Raw genomic sequence first — 18,766 nt, forward strand, 5'->3', positions numbered from 1 at the left:
GCAGTTCTGATCAGGCTGGAGAGCCGCCACTTGGCGGCTCCTCTCGCGGCGGCTCCATGCGCACGCCGCGCGCCAGCTGGCGGAAGCGCGGCAGGAAAGCCTGCGCGCGGCCCATGTCGAAGTGCGCGGCATGGGCCTCCAGCGCGGTGCGCAGGGCGGATTGCAGTTCCGCCCTGGCGACCCGCTCGGCCTGCCCCTTCAGTTCACCCTCGCCGATCCCGCCCGGCAACACCCGCTCCAGCGCGCCGAGGGCGACCAGCTCCGGCGAGTTGTCCCCGTCGCTGCCCGCGCCAGCGTCCTCGCCACCCCGTCCCAGCATGCGCAGCAGACTTTTCCGCAGCGTCTCCAGCAGCGTCGGCGTGCGCTGCGTGGCGCGCTGCATCATCGCCAGGTAGCGCACCCAGTTCTGGTAGCGCTTGACCGCCCGCGGCGTGCGCAGAGCCGCCGCGACCACCGGGTTCCAGATCGCCAGCGCCTGGCGGAAGGCCGGCGAGTCCTTCACCACCGGGTCCGGCCGGCGCAGCAGCGCGACCAGCAGCAGGACCAGGGTCAGCGCGGCGAGCGGCAGGCTGTAGGGCATCACGCGGGTTTCCAGTTGTTCCGAGGCATTGGCGAAGTAGGCGGCCACCGCTTCCTCCGCGCTCGGCGCCTGCGGTGTCGTGGAGCCGGCAGTGCCGCCCGGAGCGACAGGCGCCTGGACGACCACGGCGGGCGCTTCGCCGGTTTCAGGCGTCGGCAGCCAGCCGCCCAGCAGCGCGCCGAAGAAGCCCACGGCGATCAGCAGCGCCAGCGGCCACAGGTGGCACAGGTTGCGCAGCCAGGTCGGCCACTCGAACTCCCTGGCCGGTGGCGCCTCATCCTGCAGTTTGGCGCTCGCCTGCGGATCGAGCTGCGGCATCGGCACCTCGATGTTGATCAGTTTCTCCAGATACTGCCGCGCGTATTCGCGACGCACCTGGCGGGCCCGCTCGGCATCGGTCTCGTGGCCGCCGACGGTCGCACTGTCGACCAGTTCCTGGGCGACTTTCTCGAAAGCCAGGCCAACGCACGCCTCCACCCGCTCGCGGGCCATGCCGAGCACGACGAACACCCGCCCCGACGAGACCAGGAAGTTCACCGCCTCCATCACCTCCAGTACCGCTTCCGGGCGGCAGCGATCGAGGTCGTCGATCAGCACCAGCATGTTGCGCGGCTCCAACGCCTTGGTGACCTCGCCGAACTCGACGGCGAAGCGCTGGCGGAAACTGGCCTGCACGCCGAGGTCACGCACCGACGCGCGGTTCGACAGCGACGCCACCAGCGCCCCGGGATCGACACCGAAAGCGCGCAGGCGCAGCAGCGCGGTCACCAGCGGCGCCAGCACTCCGGCGGTCAACCCGACGGTGCGCAGGTGGGAGAGCAGATCGCCCTCCGCCGGCGCGCTCTTCGCATCGCCGATCAGCAGACGGCCGAGGTCGCCGATCAGGGCGAACCAGCTGTTCAGGGCGCTGATCGGATAGGTCAACAGCAGCCCGACGGCGAAGGCCACCACCAGCGACAGCAGCCAGTAGCGCCGGCCGCGAATCCACAGCAGGCGCAGGCGATAGATGATGCCCTCGTAGTGCAGCCAGCCGGGAATCGCCTGGTCGCGGATGGCGCTGAGCATCGCGGCGAGCAGCGCTTCCTCCTTCTGGTGGTGCCAGGCGTTGAACCACACGCAGCGCACGCCGAAGCGCCCCAGGTCTTCCTTCAGCAGGCCCATCAGCGAACTCTTGCCGCTGCCCCAGTCGCCGGTGATGGCGATGGTCAGCGGCGCCTCGGTGCGCTCGTTGCGCAGGAAGGCGGACAGGCCCCAGGCGCGCGGGGCGAAGTCCAGGCGGTCCTCGGTGATCGCGGCGAGCGGCCGGTCGGAAGCGAAGGCGTCGGCGATGGTTTCGTCGATCCGCGTCTCCGGCGTCGGCGGCGGGCGCATGGCGGCAGCGCCGAGGGAAACGAAGCCGAGCAGCCAGGCCAGCCACACCCAGGGTGCCGGATAGCGCGCGTAGCCGGGGCCGGCCGGCGCCCAGCTGCGGCCGCCGTCGCGGGTCAGGTAGCGCTGGTCGGCGAAGCCGCTGGCCGTGCCGTTGCCATCGGCGCCGACGAGGACGTCATGGAGCTTGCCCTGCGGCGGCTGGGTCAGCCAGCGGAAGCCCTGCAGCCGGTCGCTCGTGGCGTTCAGGTCCTGGCGGCCGACGGAGGTCCTGTCGGCGATCAGGAACAGCGCGCCGGCGCGTTCCTGCAGGGCGCGGATCGGCAGTCGGAAGTCCGCGCTATGCAGGTTGGACATGTCGCGCAACGACGAGTCGCCGGCGCTGTAGCCGTAGAGGTCGCCGCTGCGAGTCATCAGGATCACACCGCCGCCGTTCAGGGCGATGTGCTCGGCGTCGGGCAATTGGACATTCTCGGCGATCCCCTTGGAGCCGCCCATACGCGCGATGTCCAGCCGGCCATCAGTGGAGAGAAAGGCCAGGGTGCCGGTTTCGGGGTCGAGCGCCGCATCCGCCAGCGCGAAATGGACCGTCAGGAACTCCTGCCATCCTGCAGTCCTGTCCCAGCGCATCACCAGCCCCGCGCGACTGACCAGCCAGCCATCGCCCACTTCGCTGTAGCCAATCGCCAGCCAGTCTTCCCGGCCGTAGCGCTGGTAGAAGGCTTCGCCGAACTCGACGGTACGCTCCGGCATCCCCGCGTTCCACGTAGCACCGCCATCGGTCGTCGAGAAGAAACTGCCCGCGCTACCCACCGCCCAGCCGCGCAGGTTGTCCGCCAGAAAGAACACCGACTGCAGAGTCGGCCCGCGTGACTGAACCGGCGGCATCTCCGGCTGCCGGAGCTGCGCCGGCGCATTCGGCGGGGTGTCCGGCTGTATCTGCAGTTGTTGCGGCGGATTCGGTGGCGCGACCTCGCTTCCCTTCTGTCCGGCCTGCTCCGGCCTTTCCGGGCGCATGTCCGCCCAGGCTGTGGAAATCGGCAGCCACATGGCAGCCTTGGCCGGCTCCTTGCCCCGTGGTTCCGGCGACGGTGGCGGCTCATATGGCTGTTGCTGTTGCTGTTGCTGTTGCTGTTGCTGTTGCTGTTGCTGTTGCTGTTGCTGTTGCTGCTGCTGCTGCTGCTGCTGCTGCTGCTGCTGCTGCTGCTGCTGCTGCTGCTGCTGCTGCTGACGGGGAGCCTGCGGCGTCTGTGTGGGCGTGGGAAGCCTCTGCTGCGCCCAGTGCGCGCCGCCATCCGCCGAATGCAGGATCAGCCCGTCGCTGCCGACCGCCCAGATATTCCGCCCGGCCGCATCCGCATGCAGACCGTTGAGCACCCCGCCGATCACCGGCAGGCGCAGCGCCGGGCGCCGTTCCAGCGGATAGCGCCACCAGTCGAGGCTGAGCGCGACCGGCGGGTTGAACGGGTCGGGCCAGGGCTGCTGTGTAAAGCCGGCGAGGCTGACGGCGGCCAGCCAAAGCGGTGCCGCAACCAGGGCGATCACCCGCCCCGGAAGGCGTCGGCCAGCGCTTGCCTGCTTCGTCGCCGCCTGCATTCCAGATCCCTCGCAGCGCCTCTCTCCCTGACGCTAGACGCCCCGCACGGGCCGGTCAAAGCAGGCTATCGGCTCATCCGGCGCTTCTGGATCGCAACTGGCCACCCCACCCTCCGTCACACCTTGTCACATTTGCCTACCCGGATGGGGTGGGCCATCGCCCCCCTTCGGGTACGTAGCCTGTGCAAGGAGTGATGTCCCGTTTCATCCCGTACGCAACTCTGACCGGAACTCCGGCCAGTGCGCGGCATGGATGCCGGAGCAAGCGGCGATCCAGGCCGCCCGCACTACCTGCGAGACAATAAAAACAATCTGGCGCGCGCCAGCAGGAGTTACCGAATGAGTGAAGCAGTCGAGCAGTACCTGCCGTCATCTTCCACGGCCGGGCAATCCGCCCAGTCGATGAAGGCGACCTATTCCAAGGTGATCTGGCGGCTGATGCCGTTCCTCATCATCGCCTTCACCATCAACGCCATCGACCGGCTGAACGTCTCCTTCGCCAAGCTGCGCATGGGCGAGGACATCGCCCTGACCGACGCCGCCTATGGCATCGGCGTGGGCGCCTTCTACCTGGCCTACATCCTCTTCGAGATTCCCAGCAACCTGTACATGCAGCGCACCGGCGCCCGCGCCACGCTGACCCGCATCATGGTGCTGTGGGGCCTGGTCACCGTGGGGACCGCCTTCGTCACCACGCCGAACCAGCTGATCGCCGCACGCTTCCTGCTCGGCATCGCCGAGGCCGGCTTCTTCCCCGGGGTGATCCTCTATCTCACCTACTGGTTCCCCAGCGCACTGCGCGGGCGCATCACTGCGGCATTCCTGATGTCGGCGACCATCGCCGGGATGATCACCGGTCCACTGGCCGGCACCATCATGACCCACCTGGACGGCGTGCTCGGCCTCAAGGACTGGCAGATGCTGTTCGTCGTGACCGGCCTGCCGGCGGTGGCGCTCGGCCTGTTCGGCTGGTTCTGGCTGACCGACCGGCCGGAACATGCCAACTGGCTGAGTGCTGAGGAAAAGACCACCATCCGCGACCAGCTCGCCCTGGAACATCGCCCCGACGCCGGCCATGGCCGCTTCGTCGACGTGCTGCGCGAACCGGGCGTCTACCTGGCGGGCCTGGTGTACTTCTGCATCTACAGCGGCTCGAACACCGTGTCGTACTGGATGCCCAGCCTGATCCGCGGTTTCGGCCTGGAGGACATGCGGACCATCGGCATGATCGCCGCCCTGCCCTTCGCCCTCGCCCTGGTCGGCATGTACCTGCTCGGCCGCAGCTCGGACAAGCACCAGGAACGCCGCTGGCACCTGGGCGGGACCATTCTGGTGAGCGCGACCTGCTTCTTCCTGCTCGGCTTCGCCCAGGGCCACCTGGTACTGGCGGTGATCCTCATGACCATCGGCTCGGCGGCGGCGCTGTCGGCCATCCCGCTGTTCTGGACCATTCCCCCGTCCCTGCTCAGCCCCGGCATCGCCGCCGGCGGTATCGCGGCGATCAGCTGCATCGGCGGCAGCGCCGGGGTGGTCAGCCAGATCGCCGTCGGCGCGATCAAGTCGGCCACGGGCAGCCTCTACGTGGCCTTCGACATGATCGCCGTGGTCCTGGTGATCGGCGCGCTGATCCTGCTGATCGGCATTCCAGCCAAGCGCCTGAAGAAGCGCCCGCACTGACGGCAAGGCTCCAGGTACTGCAGAAAGCGAAAGGCCCCGCACATGCGGGGCCTTTCTTTTGGGTTCAACCCGCCATGGCACCTCCGGATTGGCGGGTTGCACCCGCCCTGCTCGCCGGCAACAACCTCGGACGCAAGAAACTCCGCAAAAGAAAATGCCCCGCAGGTGCGGGGCATTTTTCGTACAGCGCGGCAGCTCTTAGAACGGGATATCGTCGTCGAAGCTGTCGTAGTCCTGCGCCGGCGCGGGAGCCGGTTGCGACTGCTGTTGCGGCGCCGGGCGCTGGGCCTGCTGCGGGCGCTGCTGTTGCGGCTCGCGCGGAGCGCGCGGGGCATCATCGCCACCCGGACGGCCGCCGAGCAGCTGCATGTTGCCGTTCATGTCCACCACGATCTCGGTGGTGTAGCGGTCCTGACCATCCTGGCCCTGCCACTTGCGGGTGCGCAGGCTGCCTTCGACGTACACCTGCGAGCCCTTGCGCAGGTACTCGCCGGCGATCTCCGCCAGACGGCCGAAGAACACCACGCGGTGCCACTCGGTGCGCTCCTGCTGCTGGCCGGTCTGCTTGTCTTTCCAGCTTTCGCTGGTGGCCAGGGTGATGTTGGTCACCGCGTTGCCGTTGGGCATGTAGCGGGTTTCCGGGTCACCACCGACGTTGCCAACCAGAATGACTTTGTTAACCCCACGGGCCATGACTATCTCCTGAAAGGCTCGACACTTCCCCGCTCAGGCTTGCGCCAGACGCTCGAGGGAGATGCGATCCACTTGTTGGGTATCTACTTTGACATAGGCGGCGGCCTCTTCGACCACCACCATGACGTCTGCCACGCCGGGCAGCGCCTTGAAACGCTCGGCCAGCGACGCATCGCGCAGAGCCTCGGCGGACAGAGGCAAGCGAACGCTGGTCACATATGGCGGCTCGCGCATGGTAACAGCAATCGCCAGCCACAGGGCGGCGAGCAGCGCACAACCGATGAACACCCCGTCGAGGCCGCCATGCTGGAACATCCAGCCGCCGACGATGCCGCCCAGCGCCGCGCCGAGGAACTGGCTGGTGGAGTACACGCCCATCGCCGTGCCCTTGCCGCCGGCCGGCGATACCTTGCTCACCAGCGACGGCAGCGAGGCCTCCAGCAGGTTGAAGGCGGTGAAGAAGATCACCGCGCCGATCACCAGTTGGGTGACGCTATGACCGAACTCCAGGAAGTACAGCTCGCTGACCATCAGGGTGGCCACCGCGCCGATCAGCACGCGCTTCATCCGGCGCTTCTTCTCGGCGTAGATGATGAACGGCACCATGCCGAAGAAACCCACCAGCAGCGCGGTCAGGTAGACCCACCAGTGCTCTTCCTTGGGCAGCCCGGCGCGCTCGACCAGCGCCAGCGGCAGGGCAATGAAGCTGGCCATGAGGACCGCGTGCAGCACCAGGATGCCGACATCCAGGCGCAGCAGGTCGGCGTTCTTCAGGGTCGGCAGCAGCGACTCCTTCGCCACGCTGGATTCGAGGTGATGCAGCGGATGATCCGCCTTCGGCACGAAGAACAGGATCAGCAGCAGGCCGACCAGCGCCATGCCGGCGGTGAACCAGAAGAGTCCGTGCAGGCCGAACAGGTGGGTCAGGACCGGCCCGAGGACCATGGCCACGGCGAAGGAAACGCCGATGCTCATGCCGATCATCGCCATCGCCTTGGTGCGGTGCTGTTCGCGGGTGAGGTCGGAGAGCATCGCCATCACCGCCGCCGAGATCGCCCCGGCGCCCTGCAGCACGCGGCCGGCGATGACGCCCCAGATGGAGTCGGCGCTGGCCGCCAGGGCCGCGCCGGCGGCGAAGATCAGCAGGCCGACGATGATCACCGGACGACGGCCGATGCGGTCGGAAATGGTGCCGAATGGAATCTGCAGGATGGCCTGGGTCAGGCCGTAGGCGCCGATCGCCAGGCCGATCAGGGCCGGGGTCGAGCCGGCCAGGTCCTGGCCGTAGGTCGCCAGTACCGGCAGCACCATGAACATGCCGAGCATGCGGAAGGCGAAGACCAGGGACAGGCCGACGGCCGCGCGAGTCTCTGTGCCGCTCATGCGCTCAGTGTGGGTATCGTGCATAAGTCCCTCGAGGGAAGTCAGGGCGGGCATCATGCCCCGCAAGGCGTAGCCACCCGCTCCCGGGTGACCGGCGGCGTTCTGCGCCGAAAATAGCCGCGCATTCTAGCAGTCCTCGCCCGTTGCAGCACAGACGCGCCACTTTGCCGCGCGAAGGCGGCGCCCCGTATACTCAGTCGTTTTCGCCCGCCAAGCGAGGCCGCTGTGGACAAGATCCTCATCCGTGGGGCACGTACCCACAACCTGAAGAACATCGACCTGACCCTGCCACGCGACAAGCTGATCGTGATCACCGGCCTGTCCGGCTCCGGCAAGTCATCCCTGGCCTTCGACACCCTCTACGCCGAGGGCCAGCGGCGCTACGTGGAATCCCTCTCGGCCTACGCCCGGCAGTTCCTCTCGATGATGGAAAAGCCCGACGTCGACACCATCGAGGGGCTGTCCCCGGCGATCTCCATCGAGCAGAAGTCCACCTCGCACAACCCGCGCTCGACCGTCGGCACCATCACCGAGATCTACGACTACCTGCGCCTGCTCTACGCCCGCGTCGGCATCCCGCGCTGCCCGGACCACGACATCCCGCTGGAGGCGCAGACCGTCAGCCAGATGGTCGACCAGGTGCTGGCGCTGCCGGAGGGCAGCAAGCTGATGCTGCTGGCGCCGATCATCCGCGAGCGCAAGGGCGAGCACCTGGCGGTGTTCGAGGAAATGCGCGCCCAGGGTTTCGTCCGCGCGAGGGTCAACGGCAAGCTCTACGAACTCGACGAGTTGCCCAAGCTGGACAAGCAGAAGAAGCACTCCATCGACGTGGTGGTGGACCGCTTCAAGGTCCGCCCCGACCTGCAGCAGCGCCTGGCCGAGTCCTTCGAGACGGCGATCAACCTGGCCGATGGCATCGCCCTCATCGCACCGATGGACGGTGAAGAAGGCGTCGAGGAAATCATCTTCTCCGCACGCTTCGCCTGCCCGATCTGCGGCCACTCGATCAGCGAGCTGGAGCCCAAGCTGTTCTCCTTCAACAACCCGGCCGGCGCCTGCCCGACCTGCGACGGCCTGGGCGTGAAGCAATTCTTCGACGCGCGGCGGGTGGTCAACGGCGAGCTGACCCTGGCCGAGGGCGCCATTCGCGGCTGGGACCGGCGCAACGTCTACTACTTCCAGATGCTCGGCTCGCTGGCCCAGCACTACGGTTTCAGCCTGGAGGAGCCGTTCGACGACCTTTCCGCCGAGCACCAGAAGGTCATCCTGTTCGGCTCCGGCCGGGAGAACGTCGACTTCCGCTACCTCAACGACCGCGGCGACATCGTCAAGCGCGCGCACCCGTTCGAGGGCATCCTGCCGAACCTGGAGCGCCGCTACCGCGAGACCGAATCGGCCACCGTGCGCGAGGAGCTGGCCAAGTTCCTCAGCACCCAGCCCTGCCCGGACTGCCACGGCACCCGCCTGCGCCGCGAGGCGCGCCACGTATGGGTCGGCGACAGGACCCTGCCGGCGGTTACCGCGATGCCGGTCGGCGAGGCCTGCGAGTATGCTGCCGGCCTGAGCCTGACCGGGCGCCGCGGCGAGATCGCGGCGAAGATCCTCAAGGAAATCCGCGAGCGCCTGCAGTTCCTGGTCAACGTCGGCCTCGACTACCTGACCCTCGACCGCAGCGCCGACACCCTGTCCGGCGGCGAGGCACAGCGCATCCGCCTGGCCAGCCAGATCGGCGCCGGCCTGGTGGGCGTCATGTACATCCTCGACGAGCCGTCCATCGGCCTGCACCAGCGCGACAACGAGCGCCTGCTGGCCACCCTCACCCACCTGCGCAATATCGGCAACACGGTGATCGTGGTGGAGCACGACGAGGACGCAATCCGCCTCGCCGACTACGTGGTCGACATCGGCCCGGGCGCCGGCGTGCATGGCGGACGGATCGTCGCCGAGGGCACGCCGGACGAGGTGATGAACCATCCCGACTCGGTGACCGGCAAGTACCTTTCCGGGCGCAAGAAGATTGCCGTCCCGGCCGAGCGCACGCCACGCGACAAGAAGAAGCTGCTCAAGCTGAAAGGTGCCCGCGGCAACAACCTGCAGAACGTCAACCTGGAAGTCCCGGTCGGTCTGTTCACCTGCGTTACCGGCGTCTCCGGCTCGGGCAAGTCGACGCTTATCAACAACACCCTGTTCCCGATCACTGCGACTGCACTGAACGGCGCCACGACGCTGGAAACCTCGGCGCACGAGTCCTTCGACGGCCTGCAGCACCTGGACAAGGTGGTGGATATCGACCAGAGCCCGATCGGCCGCACCCCGCGGTCGAACCCGGCAACCTACACCGGCCTGTTCACGCCGATCCGCGAGCTGTTCGCCGGCGTACCGGAGGCCCGTTCGCGCGGCTATGGGCCGGGGCGCTTCTCGTTCAACGTCAAGGGCGGCCGCTGCGAGGCCTGCCAGGGCGACGGCGTGATCAAGGTGGAGATGCACTTCCTGCCGGATATCTACGTGCCGTGCGACGTCTGCAAGGGCAAGCGCTACAACCGCGAAACCCTGGAGATTCGCTACAAGGGCAAGAGCATCCACGAGGTGCTGGAGATGACCATCGAGGAGGCCCGCGAATTCTTCGACGCGGTGCCGGCGGTGGCGCGCAAGCTGCAGACGCTGATCGACGTGGGGTTGTCGTACATCCGCCTGGGCCAGTCGGCGACCACCCTGTCCGGCGGCGAAGCGCAGCGGGTCAAGCTGTCCCGCGAGCTGTCCAAGCGCGATACCGGCAAGACCCTGTACATCCTCGACGAACCGACCACCGGCCTGCACTTCGCCGACATCCAGCAACTGCTCGACGTATTGCATCGCCTGCGCGACCACGGCAACACCGTGGTGGTGATCGAGCACAACCTGGACGTGATCAAGACCGCCGACTGGCTGGTCGACCTCGGCCCCGAGGGCGGCTCCAAGGGCGGCCAGATCATCGCCACCGGCACGCCGGAACAGGTCGCCGAGATGCCGCAGTCGCACACCGGGCGCTTCCTCAAACCGCTGCTGGAGCGTGATCGCGCCTGATCCATGTGGCCAACAAAAAGCCCCTGGCTCCTCACGGCGCCAGGGGCTTTTTGTTGCGCGTTCCGTAGGGGCAACGGTCTTGCATCCTACGTAAGAGGCAGAACTCGCGTAGGTTGGTGCTGAACGCAGTGAAGCCCAACGATGGCGATGTTGGGCTTCGCGCTGCTCAGCGCCAACCTACGATGAGCATTGCAGCCCGCGAAAAACGGCGTCGCCGTCAAATCTGCGACTGCAGATAATTCTCCAGCCCGATCTTGTCGATCAGACCGAGCTGCTGCTCCAGCCAGTACGCGTGGTCTTCCTCGGTATCGACCAGCTGCGCCCGCAGGATGTCGCGCGAGACGAAGTCCCGGTGCTTCTCGCACAGGGCGATCCCCTTGGCCAGCGCGGCGCGCACATCGCGCTCTAGCTTGAGGTCGGTGGCGAGCATTTCCGGTACCGTGCTGCCGGCATGGACGTCGTCCGGGCGCATGTCGGGCACGCCTTCAAGCAGCAGGATGCGACGCAGCAGTGCGTCGGCGTGCATGGTTTCCTCTTCCATCTCGTGGTTGATGCGCTCGTAGAGCTTGCTGAGGCCCCAATCTTCGTACATCCGCGAATGGATGAAGTACTGGTCGCGGGCGGCGAGCTCGCCCTTGAGCAGGGTCTTGAGGTAGTTGATGACTTCGATATCGCCCTTCATGCGAGGAAACCTTGCAGTGTTTATGGAATAACCAGGATGCTCCGATGTCCCGCTCATCCGGGTCAAGCGAAAAGTACAGCGCCCCACGGAGGGGCACTGTGAGGAGTTGATCGAGCGCAACGGTCAATGAGAACAGCCTGGGACCTGCAACCCCGACCTGTCCCGGGGCTATCCCGGGACGGGTCAAGGCTGTTCGGTCTTGGCTCCTCGGCGCTTAGGCGATATCGAAGCGGTCGAGGTTCATCACCTTGGTCCAGGCAGCGACGAAGTCCTTGACGAACTTCTCCTTGGCATCGGTGCTGGCATAGACCTCGGCATAGGCGCGCAGCACCGAGTTGGAGCCGAAGATCAGATCGTTGCGGGTGCCGGTGAATTTCACCTTGCCGCTCTTATCCCTGCCTTCGAACACTTCCGCCTTGCTGTCCACCGGCTTCCACGTGGTCCCCATATCCAGCAGGTTGACGAAGAAGTCGTTGCTCAGCTCGCCGACCTTGTCGGTGAACACACCGTGCTGGCTGCCATCGTAGTTGGCGCCCAGCACCCGCAGGCCGCCGACCAGCACGGTAAGCTCGGGCGCAGTCAGGGTCAGCAACTGAGCCTTGTCCACCAGCATGGACTCGGTCGGAACACCGAGCTCACCCTTGCGATAGTTGCGGAAGCCGTCGGCAAAGGGCTCCAGCACGCCAAAGGATTCGACATCGGTCTGATCCTGGCGGGCATCGACCCGCCCCGGCGCGAAGGGCACATCCACGCTTACGCCGGCAGCCTTGGCGGCCTGCTCCACGCCCACGTTGCCAGCCAGCACGATCACATCCGCCAGAGAAGCCTTGCCGGAAGCCTGCTGGATCTCCACGAGCTTGGGCAGGGCCTTGATGGCGCGCTGGTTGACCTCCCAATCCTTCTGCGGTGCCAGGGCCAGACGAGCGCCATTGGCGCCGCCGCGCTTGTCGCCGCCGCGGAAGGTCGAGGCCGAGGCCCAGGCCACCGAGACCAGATCACCCACCGAAAGCCCGGACGCGGCGATCCTGGCCTTGAGATCGGCGATATCGGCAGCGCTGGGGTTATGGGTGGCGGCAGGCAGCGGGTCCTGCCAGATCAGGTCTTCCTTCGGCACTTCCGGGCCGAGGTAGCGCGCCTTCGGTCCCATGTCGCGGTGGGTCAGCTTGTACCAGGCACGTGCGAATGCATCGGCGAAGGCCTGCGGATCGTCCAGGAAGTGCTTGGAGATCTTGCCGAACTCGGGGTCGAAACGCAGGGTCAGGTCGGTGGTCAGCATGGTCGGCTTGTGGAACTTGCCGGGGATGTGCGCGTCCGGAATGATTTCCGGTGCATCCTTGGCCACCCATTGCTTGGCGCCGGCCGGCGATGTGGTCAGCTCCCACTCGTACTTGAACAGGTTCTCGAAGAAGTTGTTGCTCCACAGCGCCGGGGTCTTCGTCCAGGTGACCTCGATGCCGCTGGAGATGGTGTCCTTGCCGTGACCGCTGCCGAAATCGCTGATCCAGCCCAGCCCCTGGGCCTCGATCGGCGCACTCTCCGGTTCCGGCCCCTTGTGCGATTCGGGTGCGGCGCCGTGAGCCTTGCCGAAGGTGTGACCACCGGCGATCAGGGCGACGGTTTCCGCATCGTCCATGGCCATGCGCCCGAAGGTGGCGCGGATGTCCTTGGCTGCGAGCATATAGTCGCCGCTGGCGTTCGGCCCCTCGGGGTTCACATAGATCAGCCCCATGTGGGTGGCACCGAACGGTGGAGTCAACTCGCGGTCATCGGCGACACGCGCCTGGTCCACACCCAGCCAGGCGATCTCGGCGCCCCAGTTCACGTCCAGGTCCGGTTCCCACACGTCTTCGCGACCGGCACCGAAGCCGAACGTGCGGAAGCCCATGGATTCCAGTGCCACGTTACCGGCAAGGACCAGCAGGTCGGCCCAGGAGATCTTCTGGCCATACTTCTGCTTGATCGGCCAGAGCAGCCGGCGGGTCTTGTCGATATTGACGTTGTCCGGCCAGGAGTTCAGCGGTGCAAAGCGCTGCTGGCCACGTCCGCCGCCCCCGCGACCGTCGGTGGTGCGGTAGGTACCGGTGGCGTGCCAGGCCATACGGATGATCTGCGGGCCGTAGTGGCCGAAGTCGGCTGGCCACCAGTCCTGCGAGTCGGTCATCAGCCTGACCAGATCCGCCTTGAGGGCCTTGTAGTCGAGCTTCTTGAATTCTTCGGCGTAATTGAATTTCTCGCCGAGCGGGTTGGACTTGTCTGAATGTTGGTTGAGCAGATCTACGCGAAGCTGGTTGGGCCACCAGTCCCTGTTGGTAGTGCCACCTCCAGCGACATGATTGAACGGGCATTTTGCTTCATTCGACATTACTTTCTCCTTTGTCCTCATCAGATCGAACGCATCGACTGTGGTCGAATAGAAGAAGCCTAGACCCGGTGCAGCAGGCGAACCAATAAACGGAGCATAACGACCCGATAGATTCACTCTTTCAGACAGGATTACCGGAACTTGCCTACAGCTTGCCGGTTCAACAAGCAGCGGCGCAGCGGGCAGATTCGGACATGCGGGCGGCATCCGCCAACGGGGCTACTCACTTGGAGAAGCGGTGACGGACGTGGAAAAGCGGACTAGCGGCTGGTGCAGATACCTTTGCCGAGCGCCAGGTCCGAAGGTGATAAGCAATGAGGCGGTCAGAACTGTGGATTGTCAGGGACGACTTTGTCCGAGCCAATATCCCTGCGGCACCGACTCTTCGTACCGCAAATTGCACATCCTGATAACGAAAAAACCGGGCACAAGGCCCGGTTCTTTCGTACAACCAGTAGCTTACTCGGCAGCTTCTACCGCTTCGCCACCGACAGCACGGTCAACCAGCTCGACGTACGCCATGGGGGCGTTGTCGCCGGCGCGGAAACCGCACTTCAGGATGCGCAGGTAGCCGCCCGGACGGTTGGCGTAGCGCTTGCCCAGGTCGTTGAACAGCTTGCCTACGGCAGCTTTCGAACGGGTACGGTCGAAAGCCAGACGACGGTTGGCGACGCTGTCTTCCTTGGCCAGGGTGATCAGCGGCTCGGCAACGCGACGCAGTTCCTTGGCCTTGGGCAGGGTGGTTTTGATCAGTTCATGTTCGAACAGCGACACAGCCATGTTCTGGAACATAGCCTTGCGGTGCGCGCTGGTGCGGCTCAGGTGACGACCACTTTTACGATGGCGCATGGTTCAATTCCTTTCCAAACTTTACGTTCGGTGATTACGACGATCAGGCAGTCGCCTTGTCGTCTTTCTTGAGACTTGCCGGCGGCCAGTTATCGAGGCGCATACCGAGGGACAGACCGCGAGAGGCCAGAACGTCCTTGATCTCAGTCAGGGACTTCTTGCCGAGGTTCGGAGTTTTCAACAGCTCGACTTCGGTGCGCTGAATCAGGTCACCGATGTAGTAGATGTTCTCCGCCTTCAGGCAGTTGGCCGAACGTACGGTCAGTTCCAGGTCATCGACCGGACGCAGGAGGATCGGATCGATCTCGTCTTCCTGCTCTTCAACGACAGGCTCGCTGTCGCCCTTGAGGTCCACGAACGCTGCCAGCTGCTGTTGCAGGATGGTAGCGGCGCGACGGATAGCCTCTTCAGGGTCCAGGGTGCCGTTGGTTTCCAGATCGAGGACCAGCTTGTCCAGGTTGGTACGCTGCTCGACACGGGCGTTCTCGACCACGTAGGCAACACGACGTACGGGGCTGAACGAAGAGTCGAGCTGCAGACGGCCGATGCTACGGCTTTCGTCTTCATCGCTCTGACGGGCATCAGCCGGCTCGTAGCCACGGCCACGAGCGACTTTCAGCTTCATGTTCAGCGCGCCGTTATCGGCCAGGTGGGCGATAACATGGTCACCGTTGACGATCTCGACATCATGATCCAGCTGAATATCGGCAGCGGTAACCACACCCGAGCCCTTTTTCGCAAGGGTCAGCGTCACTTCGTCACGACCGTGCAGCTTGATAGCCAGGCCTTTCAGGTTGAGCAGGATTTCGATGACATCTTCCTGAACACCTTCGATCGCGGAGTACTCGTGGAGTACACCGTCGATCTCGGCCTCGACTACTGCACAGCCAGGCATGGAGGACAACAGGATGCGACGCAGCGCGTTGCCCAGGGTATGGCCAAAACCGCGCTCGAGAGGCTCGAGCGTGATCTTGGCGCGGGTCGGACTGACCACCTGCACATCGATGTGGCGGGGGGTCAGGAACTCATTTACCGAACTCTGCATGGATGCACCTATTTTCTAGCCCTTACTTGGAGTAGAGCTCGACAATCAGGTTTTCGTTGATGTCGGCGGACAGATCAGCACGAGCCGGAACACTCTTGAAGGTGCCCAACTTCTTGTCAGTGTCCACTTCGACCCACTCAACGCGACCGCGTTGGGCGCACAGCTCCAGAGCCTGGGCAATACGCAGCTGGTTCTTCGACTTCTCGCGAATAGCAATCACGTCACCAGCCTTGACCTGGTAGGACGGAATGTTCACGGTCTGGCCGTTGACGCTGATGGTCTTGTGGGATACCAGCTGACGAGATTCGGAACGAGTGGAACCGAAGCCCATGCGGTATACGACGTTGTCCAGACGGCATTCCAGGATCTGCAGCAGGTTCTCACCAGTGGAGCCCTTGCGGCGGGATGCTTCCTGGTAGTAACCACGGAATTGACGCTCCAGAACGCCGTAGATACGACGGACTTTCTGCTTCTCACGCAGCTGCAGACCGTAGTCGGACAGGCGGCCACGGCGCTGGCCGTGTTGACCCGGGACGTTTTCGGCCTTGCACTTGGAGTCGAGGGCGCGAGCGCCGCTCTTCAGGAACAGGTCGGTGCCTTCACGGCGAGACAGTTTGCACTTGGGACCAATGTAACGAGCCATTCTTCACTGTCTCCTATTACACGCGACGTTTTTTCGGCGGACGGCAGCCGTTGTGCGGGATCGGGGTCACGTCGGTGATGCTGGCGATTTTGTAACCGCAAGCATTCAGCGCGCGAACAGCCGACTCGCGACCCGGGCCCGGGCCTTTGACATTCACGTCGAGATTCTTCAGACCGTATTCCAGAGCGGCCTGACCGGCACGCTCAGCTGCAACCTGGGCAGCGAACGGGGTGCTCTTACGCGAGCCACGGAAACCGGAACCACCCGAGGTAGCCCAGGACAGAGCGTTGCCCTGACGGTCGGTAATGGTCACGATGGTGTTGTTGAAAGACGCGTGGATATGGGCGATCCCATCAACCACTGTCTTTTTGACTTTCTTACGAGGACGAGCAGCAGGTTTTGCCATGACTAAATTCCTGAGCGATTACTTGCGGATCGGCTTACGCGGGCCCTTACGGGTGCGCGCGTTGGTCTTGGTACGCTGACCGCGAACCGGCAGACCGCGACGATGACGCAGACCGCGGTAGCAACCGAGGTCCATCAGACGCTTGATGTTCATGTTGATTTCGCGGCGCAGATCACCTTCGGTGGTGATCTTGGCAACTTCGTTGCGCAGCTGATCAATCTGCTCGTCGCTCAGATCCTTGATCTTTGCTGCCGGGTTTACACCGGTGGCAGCACAGATGCTCTGTGCGGTAGTGCGACCAACACCATAGATGTAGGTCAGCGAGATAACAGTGTGCTTGTTATCCGGAATGTTTACGCCTGCAATACGGGCCATTCAGAAAAACTCCAATTGACAGCTACCCGGCGCCCAGGAAGCCAAGAAAGGGCGCGGATATTAGCGCTGTAATAACAAATAATCAACCCGGCAGCGCACTAGCTGCCGGGCTATAACGCGTGACTCACACTCAGCCTTGGCGCTGCTTGTGACGCGGCTCCGCGCTGCAGATCACCCGCACGATACCTTCGCGACGGATAATTTTGCAGTTACGGCACAGCTTCTTAACCGATGCACGAACTTTCATCAGTGACTCCTCTAACCTTACGGGCGAATCAGCGCAGCAAGCCGCTGCCGTAGCCCTTCAGGTTGGCTTTCTTCATGAGGGATTCGTACTGATGGGAAACGAGGTGCGATTGTACTTGGGCCATAAAGTCCATCACAACCACCACCACGATCAGCAACGAGGTCCCGCCGAGGTAGAACGGTACGTGAGCTGCCACCACCAGGAACTGGGGCAACAGGCACACTGCCGTCATGTACAGGGCGCCGAACATGGTCAAACGGGTCAGCACACCATCGATGTAGCGCGCAGACTGTTCGCCCGGACGGATACCCGGAATAAACGCACCGGACTTCTTGAGGTTTTCCGCGACGTCCTTGGGATTGAACATCAGAGCTGTATAGAAGAAGCAGAAGAAGATGATCCCTGCACTAAACAGCAGAATGTTCAGCGGCTGCCCCGGAGCGATCGCTTGCGCGACGTCCTGCAGCCAACCCAGGCCCTCCGACTGACCGAACCAGGCACCCAGGGATGCCGGGAACAGCAGGATGCTGCTGGCGAAGATGGCCGGGATTACACCCGCCATGTTCACTTTCAGCGGCAGATGGCTGGTCTGCGCTGCAAACACCTTGCGACCTTGCTGGCGCTTGGCGTAATGCACGGCGATACGACGCTGACCACGCTCGATGAACACCACGAACGCAATGATGGCCACAGCCAGAAGGCCGATGGCGATCAGGGCGAAGATGTTGATGTCACCTTGACGCGCGGATTCGAAGGACTGGCCGATTGCTCGGGGCAGCCCAGCGACGATGCCGGAGAAGATCAGCATGGAGATGCCGTTGCCGACACCCCGCTCGGTGATCTGCTCACCCAGCCACATCATGAACAGTGCACCCGCCACGAAGGTGGTGACCGACACGAAGTAGAAGCCGAAGTCGTTGGAGAAAGCCACGCCCTGGCTGCCCAGGCCAACGGACATGCCGATGGCCTGAACGAGTGCCAGGACGAGTGTGGCGTAGCGGGTGTACTGGCTAATCTTGCGACGCCCAGACTCACCCTCTTTCTTCAACTGTTCCAGCTGCGGGCTGATCGCGGTCATGAGCTGCATGATGATCGACGCCGAAATGTACGGCATGATCCCCAGTGCAAAGATACTCATGCGCTCCAGCGCGCCGCCGGAAAACATGTTGAAGAGGCTAAGAATGGTCCCCTCGTTCTGCCGGAACATCGCCGCCAAGCGATCGGGGTTGATGCCGGGAACTGGGATGTGCGCGCCGATCCGATAGACGATGATCGCCAGGAACAGGAAACGCAGACGTGCCCAGAGCTCGGACAAACCACCACCGTTGCTCAGCGCAGAGAGAGCACCTTGCTTAGCCATTTAGTCCTCGAATTTGCCGCCAGCTGCTTCGATGGCCGCACGCGCACCTTTGGTGGCGGCGATACCTTTCAGGGTGACCGCGCGAGTAACGTCGCCGGACAGCATGACTTTCACACGCTGTACGTTCTGGTTAATCACGTTGGCATCCTTCAGGGTCTGCAGGGAGACGACATCGCCTTCCACCTTGGCCAGTTCGGAGGTACGCACTTCGGCGCGATCCATGGCTTTCAGGGAAACGAAGCCGAACTTCGGCAGACGACGGTGCAGAGGCTGCTGACCGCCCTCGAAGCCCGGAGCAATGGTGCCACCGGAGCGGGAGGTCTGACCTTTGTGACCACGGCCACCAGTCTTACCCAGACCGCTACCGATGCCACGGCCCGGACGGTGCTTTTCGCGACGGGCACCCGGCGCGGAACGCAGATCGTTCAGTTGCATGG

General features: G+C 64.3%; 15 protein-coding genes. 2 read left to right on the plus strand and 13 right to left on the minus strand.

Annotation, left to right across the window (positions count from 1 at the left end; translation table 11 throughout):
- Positions 1-10: 10 nt before the first annotated feature.
- Complete coding sequence (locus JFY56_RS17180; RefSeq protein ID WP_208315171.1) at positions 11-3,544, minus strand: P-loop NTPase fold protein; 3,534 nt, start codon at positions 3,542-3,544, stop codon at positions 11-13.
- A gap of 339 nt (positions 3,545-3,883) precedes the next feature.
- Between JFY56_RS17180 and JFY56_RS17185 the strand changes: the two genes are divergently transcribed.
- A complete protein-coding gene (locus JFY56_RS17185) occupies positions 3,884-5,221 on the plus strand; it encodes an MFS transporter (protein ID WP_208315172.1) in 1,338 nt (445 codons plus the stop codon).
- Between the two features lie 198 nt (positions 5,222-5,419).
- Here JFY56_RS17185 and JFY56_RS17190 read toward each other — a convergent pair whose 3' ends face one another.
- Together JFY56_RS17190 and JFY56_RS17195 are read right to left on the minus strand one after the other, a co-directional pair.
- Complete coding sequence (locus JFY56_RS17190; RefSeq protein ID WP_208315173.1) at positions 5,420-5,914, minus strand: single-stranded DNA-binding protein; 495 nt, start codon at positions 5,912-5,914, stop codon at positions 5,420-5,422.
- A gap of 33 nt (positions 5,915-5,947) precedes the next feature.
- The gene (locus JFY56_RS17195) at positions 5,948-7,321 is read right to left on the minus strand and encodes an MFS transporter (RefSeq protein WP_208315174.1); all 1,374 of its coding nucleotides are present in this window, start codon (positions 7,319-7,321) and stop codon (positions 5,948-5,950) included.
- 201 nt (positions 7,322-7,522) lie between these two features.
- Between JFY56_RS17195 and uvrA the strand changes: the two genes are divergently transcribed.
- The gene (gene uvrA, locus JFY56_RS17200; RefSeq protein ID WP_208315175.1) at positions 7,523-10,360 is read left to right on the plus strand and encodes an excinuclease ABC subunit UvrA; all 2,838 of its coding nucleotides are present in this window, start codon (positions 7,523-7,525) and stop codon (positions 10,358-10,360) included.
- 217 nt (positions 10,361-10,577) lie between these two features.
- Here the strand turns inward: uvrA and bfr are convergent, their stop codons facing one another.
- From bfr to rplO, 10 genes are all read right to left on the minus strand, one after another.
- Complete coding sequence (bfr, locus tag JFY56_RS17205) at positions 10,578-11,042, minus strand: bacterioferritin (protein WP_208315176.1); 465 nt, start codon at positions 11,040-11,042, stop codon at positions 10,578-10,580.
- 214 nt (positions 11,043-11,256) lie between these two features.
- Complete coding sequence (gene katG / locus JFY56_RS17210) at positions 11,257-13,404, minus strand: catalase/peroxidase HPI (RefSeq protein WP_208315177.1); 2,148 nt, start codon at positions 13,402-13,404, stop codon at positions 11,257-11,259.
- Positions 13,405-13,863: 459 nt separating this feature from the next.
- Complete coding sequence (rplQ, locus tag JFY56_RS17215; RefSeq protein ID WP_208315178.1) at positions 13,864-14,253, minus strand: 50S ribosomal protein L17; 390 nt, start codon at positions 14,251-14,253, stop codon at positions 13,864-13,866.
- Positions 14,254-14,296: 43 nt separating this feature from the next.
- Positions 14,297-15,298 (minus strand): DNA-directed RNA polymerase subunit alpha, encoded by a 1,002-nt coding sequence (locus JFY56_RS17220; RefSeq protein WP_208315179.1) that lies wholly within the window; start codon positions 15,296-15,298, stop codon positions 14,297-14,299.
- A 22-nt stretch (positions 15,299-15,320) separates the two neighbouring features.
- Positions 15,321-15,941 (minus strand): 30S ribosomal protein S4, encoded by a 621-nt coding sequence (gene rpsD, locus JFY56_RS17225; RefSeq protein WP_208315180.1) that lies wholly within the window; start codon positions 15,939-15,941, stop codon positions 15,321-15,323.
- Between the two features lie 16 nt (positions 15,942-15,957).
- Positions 15,958-16,347 carry a 30S ribosomal protein S11 gene (gene rpsK / locus JFY56_RS17230; RefSeq protein WP_003093689.1) on the minus strand — a complete coding sequence of 130 codons (390 nt, stop codon included), beginning with the start codon at positions 16,345-16,347 and terminating at the stop codon, positions 15,958-15,960.
- A gap of 18 nt (positions 16,348-16,365) precedes the next feature.
- Complete coding sequence (gene rpsM / locus JFY56_RS17235; RefSeq protein ID WP_003093692.1) at positions 16,366-16,722, minus strand: 30S ribosomal protein S13; 357 nt, start codon at positions 16,720-16,722, stop codon at positions 16,366-16,368.
- Between the two features lie 130 nt (positions 16,723-16,852).
- Positions 16,853-16,969 carry a 50S ribosomal protein L36 gene (rpmJ, locus tag JFY56_RS17240; RefSeq protein ID WP_011531897.1) on the minus strand — a complete coding sequence of 39 codons (117 nt, stop codon included), beginning with the start codon at positions 16,967-16,969 and terminating at the stop codon, positions 16,853-16,855.
- Positions 16,970-16,997: 28 nt separating this feature from the next.
- On the minus strand, positions 16,998-18,329 hold the full coding sequence (gene secY / locus JFY56_RS17245) for a preprotein translocase subunit SecY (RefSeq protein ID WP_208315181.1): 1,332 nt from the start codon (positions 18,327-18,329) through the stop codon (positions 16,998-17,000).
- Positions 18,330-18,764: a 50S ribosomal protein L15 gene (gene rplO, locus JFY56_RS17250; RefSeq protein WP_208315182.1), complete on the minus strand. Its 435-nt coding sequence runs from the start codon at positions 18,762-18,764 to the stop codon at positions 18,330-18,332.
- Between the last annotated feature and the right edge of the window lie 2 nt (positions 18,765-18,766).

The sequence above is a fragment of the Pseudomonas schmalbachii genome (genome assembly GCF_017589465.1).
Taxonomy (GTDB): domain Bacteria; phylum Pseudomonadota; class Gammaproteobacteria; order Pseudomonadales; family Pseudomonadaceae; genus Pseudomonas; species Pseudomonas schmalbachii.